General features: G+C 73.2%; 5 protein-coding genes. 3 read left to right on the top strand and 2 right to left on the bottom strand.

Annotated elements, in window-relative coordinates; all coding sequences use genetic code 11:
- Both ACFUEL_RS33425 and ACFUEL_RS33420 read right to left on the bottom strand, forming a co-directional pair.
- The coding region (locus ACFUEL_RS33425) for a 2-dehydropantoate 2-reductase (protein ID WP_380240955.1) at positions 1-722 on the bottom strand (722 nt) is incomplete at its 3' end.
- A gap of 237 nt (positions 723-959) precedes the next feature.
- Entirely contained in the window at positions 960-2,078 is a 1,119-nt protein-coding gene (locus tag ACFUEL_RS33420) for a PP2C family protein-serine/threonine phosphatase (RefSeq protein ID WP_380240953.1), read from the bottom strand.
- 266 nt (positions 2,079-2,344) lie between these two features.
- Between ACFUEL_RS33420 and ACFUEL_RS33415 the strand changes: the two genes are divergently transcribed.
- The 3 genes from ACFUEL_RS33415 (at position 2,345) to ACFUEL_RS33405 (ending at position 5,858) form a co-directional block, all read left to right on the top strand.
- Positions 2,345-4,009, top strand: coding sequence for an APC family permease (locus ACFUEL_RS33415; RefSeq protein WP_380240948.1), 1,665 nt, complete (start codon positions 2,345-2,347; stop codon positions 4,007-4,009).
- The gene (locus ACFUEL_RS33410; RefSeq protein WP_380240946.1) at positions 4,006-4,380 is read left to right on the top strand and encodes a cupin domain-containing protein; all 375 of its coding nucleotides are present in this window, start codon (positions 4,006-4,008) and stop codon (positions 4,378-4,380) included. Before ACFUEL_RS33415 ends, ACFUEL_RS33410 begins: the two co-directional genes overlap by 4 nt.
- 86 nt (positions 4,381-4,466) lie before the next feature.
- Complete coding sequence (locus ACFUEL_RS33405) at positions 4,467-5,858, top strand: NAD(P)/FAD-dependent oxidoreductase (protein ID WP_380240944.1); 1,392 nt, start codon at positions 4,467-4,469, stop codon at positions 5,856-5,858.
- Positions 5,859-5,901: the final 43 nt, after the last annotated feature.

Genomic DNA, 5,901 nt, shown 5'->3' with positions numbered 1-5,901 from the left:
GGCGTAAGCCGGGCCGGCGCCAGCCCCGCCGCCGCGAACACCGCCAGCGCCTCGCGCTGGCAGCGGGCCAGCACCAGCCGGTACGGGCGGCTGCCGAGCTGCTCGCGCAGCGGCAGGCCGGAGAGCGCGTTGACGGCGTTGTTCAGGTTCATCAGCAGCTTCGCCGCCTGCACCCGCGGCATGTCCGCGCGCAGCCCGACCGGCAGCCCGGCGGCCGCCGCCACGTCCGCGAACCGCCGGGCGGCGCCCGCCCGTTCGAGCACCAGCTCGCCGCCGGTGCCCTGGTGGAAGGAGGCCGGGCCGGTGCGCACCACGTTGTAGGGCACCATCCCGGCCAGCACCGTCCGGCCCGGCAGCGCCTCGTGCAGCACCCGCGCGTTGTGCAGCCCGTTCTGGAAGCTGATCACGGTGCTGCGCCCGTCCAGGTGCGGGTCGAGCAGCCGGGCCGCGGCCGCGGTGTCCGCGGACTTGACGGTCACCAGCACGTAGTCGGCTCCCGCGGCGGCCGAGGCGTCCACCGCGGTGCGCGGCCGGGCGTGCAGCCGCCGGTCGCCGGGGCCGGTCAGGGTCAGGCCCGCCCGGTCCAGTTCGGCCATCGCGGCGGCCCGCCCGATCAGCGTCACGTCGGCGCGGGCGGCCAGCGCTCCGCCCAGCCGGCAGCCGATGCTGCCCGCTCCGAACACGGCGATCCGCGGCGGCAGGGGCGAACGGTTCTCGGACACCGGCGGCTCCTTCGACAACGGCGTCAGCGGTACGGCCAGAGGTTACCGCCCGGTCGTGAGCGGCCCGGCCGCCGGGGCGCTACCGGGGCGCCGCCGGGGGCGCTGCCGGGGTGCGGCCGTCGCCTGGCCGTGGGTGCTCGCCATGCTGCTCGCCCCGCCCCCGGTGTGCGCCGGCCAGTGGTCCTGGATCCGCGACGGCGGCCCGGCACCCGGCGCCGCCCGCCCCCGGTCGGGGTGTCAGGCCCCGGCCGGCGGCAGCCGGGACGCCAGCAGCGCCGCCACGTCGTCGTCGGCGGGCCCGCCGCCGTAACGGTGCAGGTCCCGGCGCAGGCCCTCCAGCAGCACGACGTCCGGCTCGCCGCCCCAGCGGGCCAGCCGCTCGGTCAGCGGGTAGAACTCGCCGCGCCGGTCCCGGGTCTCGCTGACGCCGTCGGTGTACAGCAGCACCCGGTCGCCCGGCCCGAACGGGACGGTCTGCGGGTGGTACTCGCTGGCCACCAGCGCCGACAGGTTCAGCGGCGGCAGCGGCACCTCCGGCTCCACCGGCCGCACCTCCCCGTCCGGGCGCAGCAGCACCGGCGGCGGGTGCCCGCAGTTGAGCAGGTACGCCTCCGGCCGGTCGTCCGGGATCTCCAGCAGCACGGCGGTGGCGAAGCGCTCCGAGGCGTCCAGCGAGGTGGCCCGCTCCGCGTACCGCTGGAGGCCGATCTCCAGCCGGCCCGCCAGCGCCGGCAGGTCCTCCGCGTCGTACGCGGCCTCCCGGAACGAGCCCAGCAGCGCCGCCGCCATCTCCACCGCCGGCAGGCCCTTGCCCTGCACGTCGCCCAGGATGATCCGCACCCCGAACTGCGTGCGCACCGCCTCGTACAGGTCGCCGCCGATCTGCGCCTGCTCCGCCGCCGCGTTGTAGTACAGCGCCAGGCCGACGTCGTTCAGCCGGTCCGGCAGCGGGCGCAGCACCACCTGCTGCGCCGTGCGCGCCACCGACCGCACCAGCGCCAGGTCGCGCTCGCGGCGCACCCGCATCCCGGAGGTGTAGGAGGCGGCCAGGGTCACCGTCACGGTCGCGGCGATCACCGAGGCCGCCGACGCGCCGACCTGCCCGTCCCGGGCCAGCGCCAATACCACCTCGGTGACCACCGCGATGACGCCGATCACCAGCGTCCCGAACGATCCCCAGGTCGCCGCGGCGAGGGCGGGCGCGGCCGCCACGAACCGGTCGTAGCGCTGCCCGGCCGGGGTCTCGGCGTCCGCCACCGCGGACAGGGCGATCAGCAGGAAGGGCGACAGCCGGACGAGCGCGCCGAGCGCCGGCCGGCTCCGGCCGGAGCGGGAGTCGTCGTTGATGGTGGGCATGACCCGTCGAACGCTACCGGCGCGGTCCGTCCGATGGTGGGAGGCACGGGCGGGGCGGCGGCCATCGTCCCCCGGGCACGACCGGGAAGGGCGGTCTGACCTGGCGCGATGCGGTCCTGATGGGCTGTCGGCCGAAGCCCGGCACTGTGTCAGAGGCGCAACAGGACGCCTGACAGATTGAATGATTGCCCTATGTCAACGGGGCGGCGAGACTCGTGCCTCTCGACCGAGACACATCCGCGCCGATCCCGATTGCCAAGGTGAAAATGACCGCCATCCCCGTGGCCCCGCCGGAGAACCGCTGGGCGACGCCCAAGCGCGTGAGCCTCGTCCCGCTGGTCGCCCTGATCTTCTTCAGCGTCTCCGGCGGCGCCTACGGCATCGAGCCGCTGTTCTCGACCTCCGGCCCCGGGATGGGCATCCTGCTCATCCTGGTCGCCCCGCTGATCTACAGCGTCCCGCACGCCCTGGTCTGCGCCGAGCTGGGCACCGCCATTCCCGTCGAGGGCGGCTACTACCACTGGGTCAAGCGCGGCCTCGGCCGGTTCTGGGCCTTCCAGCAGGGCGTGCTGCAGTGGGTGTGCAGCTTCGTCGACATGGCGCTCTACCCGGTCATGTTCACCTCCTACCTGTCCAGCCTGATCAGCGCCGTCGCCCCCGGCAAGCACGTGTTCTTCGAGTTCCACCTGTGGAAGGCCGACATCGCGGTCGACCTGAACTGGGTGATCTGCGTCGGCGTCATCGTGCTCTTCACCCTGCTGAACCTGATGGGCGCCGGCTGGGTCGGCGACTCCTCGGTGGCGTTCGCGATCATCTGCCTGACCCCGATGCTGGTCCTCACCCTGATCGGCTTCTACCAGCTGGTCACCGAGGGCACCAACCCGATCTCCTCGATGACCGCCGAACAGGGCCAGTCCACCTGGAACGCCTTCGGATCCGGCCTGTTCATCGTGATGTGGAACTACTCCGGCTGGGACTCGGTCTCCACCGTGGCCGGCGAGATGGAGAACCCGAAGAAGCACCTGCCCAAGGCGTTGTTCTGGTCCGTCCTGCTGATCATCACCGGCTACCTGCTGCCCTCGCTGGCCTCCCTCGCGGTCGGTCCGGGCGGCGAGAACGGCTGGAAGAGCTGGCAGGACGGCGCACTCCCGGACATCGCCGGCGAACTCGCCGGACCCTGGCTCCAGTACGTCGTCACCATCGGCGGCCTGTTCGCCTCGGTCGCGATGTTCTCCGCGCTGCTCGCCTCCTACTCCCGGCTGCCCTCCTCGCTCTCGCACGACGGCTACCTGCCCAAGTGGGTCTCCAAGGAGAGCAAGCGCTACAAGATGCCGATCGCCTCGATCATCGGCTCCTCCGTCGTCTACGCGCTGTTCTGCTTCTCCAGCTTCCAGAGCCTGGTGATCTACGACGTCTTCCTCACCAACATCGGCATCCTGCTCGAGGTCGCCGCGCTGATCGCGCTGCGCATCCGCGAACCCGAACTGGAGCGCCCCTACAAGATCCCCGGCGGCTGGTGGAGCATCGGCCTGATCGCGTTCTGCCTGGCCGGCGTCAGCGTCTGGGCCGCGACGGAGCAGTACCGCGAGGAGGGCACCAAGGCCGTCGTCTACTCGCTGATCGTGGTCGGCGCCTCCCTGCTGCTCTACCCGCTGCTCGCCGCCCGCAAGGCCGCTCGAGCCGCCGCCGCAGCCGACCGGGCCGCCGTGAACGGCCGCGACGCGCAGACCGGGGACGCCGAGGGCGGGGCTGCGACGGTCGGGGCCGGGGCCGCTACGGTCGGGGCCGCCGGGGCTGCGACGGCCGGGCACGCCGGGACCGCGACGGCCGGGGCCGGGGCCGGGGCGTACGGGCTGTCAGGCGGGCAGCCGGACTCGGCACACACTGACAAGGCCGCCGGCGGCACCGGAACGGATAGCGTCGAGGCATGATCAACAGCTTCGCCCTGCACGTCCCGGACGCCGAGTTGGAGCCCGAACCGCTCGCCCCCGAGCAGATCGTCTCCGGCACGCCCGAGGTCACCGGCAAGGTGGTCTGGGAGTCCGCCGACGGGCGCCAGGTCCGCGGGATCTGGCAGATCACCCCCGGCGTCGTCACCGACACCGAGGCGGACGAGATGTTCGTCGTGCTCAGCGGCCGGGCCACCGTCGCCTTCCAGGACGGCCCCGTCCTGGAGCTCGGCCCCGGCGACCTCGCGGTGCTCCGCGAGGGCGACCGCACCACCTGGACCGTCCACGAGACGCTCCGCAAGGTCTACACGGTCGACCTCAGCCCGGAGGCGGCCGAGGACGCCGACCGGTAGCGACCCCCGACGAAGCACCCACCGGCCCGGCCGCCCCGACCCGGGAGGCCGGGCCGCACCCTCTCCCTAGGCAAGGAACCGAGAGCATGGACCCCGTACACGCACTGCGGGACGCCAAACCCACCCCGTTCTGGCTGGAGGACCCGGGCCGCCCGGACGCCAACTCCGCCCTCACCGGCGACGTCCGCTGCGACCTGCTGGTCGTCGGCGGCGGCTACAGCGGCCTGTGGACGGCCCTGATCGCCAAGGAGCGGGACCCCGGGCGCGACGTGGTCCTGATCGAGGCCGAGCAGACCGGCTGGGCCGCCTCCGGCCGCAACGGCGGCTTCTGCGCCGCCAGCCTCACCCACGGCCTCGGCAACGGCCTGGAGCGCTGGCCCGACGAGATGGCCGCGCTCGAACAGCTCGGCGCCCGCAACCTGCGCTCCATCGAGGACGCGGTCTCGACGTACGCGATCGACTGCGACTGGGAGCGCACCGGCGAACTCGACGTCGCCACCGAGCCCCACCAGGTCGAGGAACTCGCCGAACTGTACGAGACCGCCAAGCAGTACGGCGACTACGAACTCCTGGACACCGACGCCGTCCGGGCCCAGGTCGCCTCGCCCACCTACCTCGGCGCGCTCTGGGACAAGGACGGCGTGGCGATGCTCCACCCCGCCAAGCTCGCCTGGGGCCTCAAGCAGGCGTGCGAGCGGCTCGGCGTGCGGATCTTCGAGCACACCAAGGCCCTCGACATCGCCGAGTCCGGCCCCGGCACGGCCGTGCGCACCCCCTACGGCCGAGTCTTCGCCCGACAGGTCGCCCTCGGCACCAACGTCTTCCCGTCCCTGGTCAAGCGGATCCGCCCGTACACCGTGCCGGTCTACGACTACGCGCTGATGACCGAACCGCTCAGCGCCGAGCAGCTCGCCGCGATCGGCTGGCAGGGCCGCCAGGGCATCGGCGACAGCGCCAACCAGTTCCACTACTACCGGCTGTCCGCCGACAACCGGATCCTGTGGGGCGGCTACGACGCCGTCTACCACTACGGGGCCAAGGTCCGCAGCGAGTACGACCAGCGGCCGCAGACCTACCAGACCCTCGCCCGGCACTTCTTCCAGACCTTCCCGCAGCTCGAGGGCCTGCGCTTCACCCACGCCTGGGGCGGCGCCATCGACACCTGCACCCGGTTCTCCGCCTTCTTCGACACCGCGTACCGCGGCAAGGTCGCCCTCGCCGCCGGCTACACCGGCCTCGGCGTCGGCGCCACCCGCTTCGGCGCCGAGGTCATGCTCGACCTCCTCGCCGGGAAGCCCACCGAACGCACCGCCCTGGAGATGGTCCGCCGCAAGCCCCTCCCGTTCCCGCCCGAGCCCGTCCGCTGGGCCGGCATCGGCATCACCAAGTGGTCCCTGGACCGCGCCGACCGCAACGCCGGCCGCCGCAACCTCTGGCTCAAGACCATGGACAAGCTCGGCCTCGGCTTCGACAGCTGACGCCCTCCCGGCCCCCGCACCGCCCCGGCCGCCCGCACGCCCC

The sequence above is a fragment of the Kitasatospora sp. NPDC057198 genome (genome assembly GCF_042670125.1).
Taxonomy (GTDB): Bacteria; Actinomycetota; Actinomycetes; order Streptomycetales; family Streptomycetaceae; genus Kitasatospora.
This window is presented reverse-complemented; position numbering and strand designations above follow the sequence as displayed.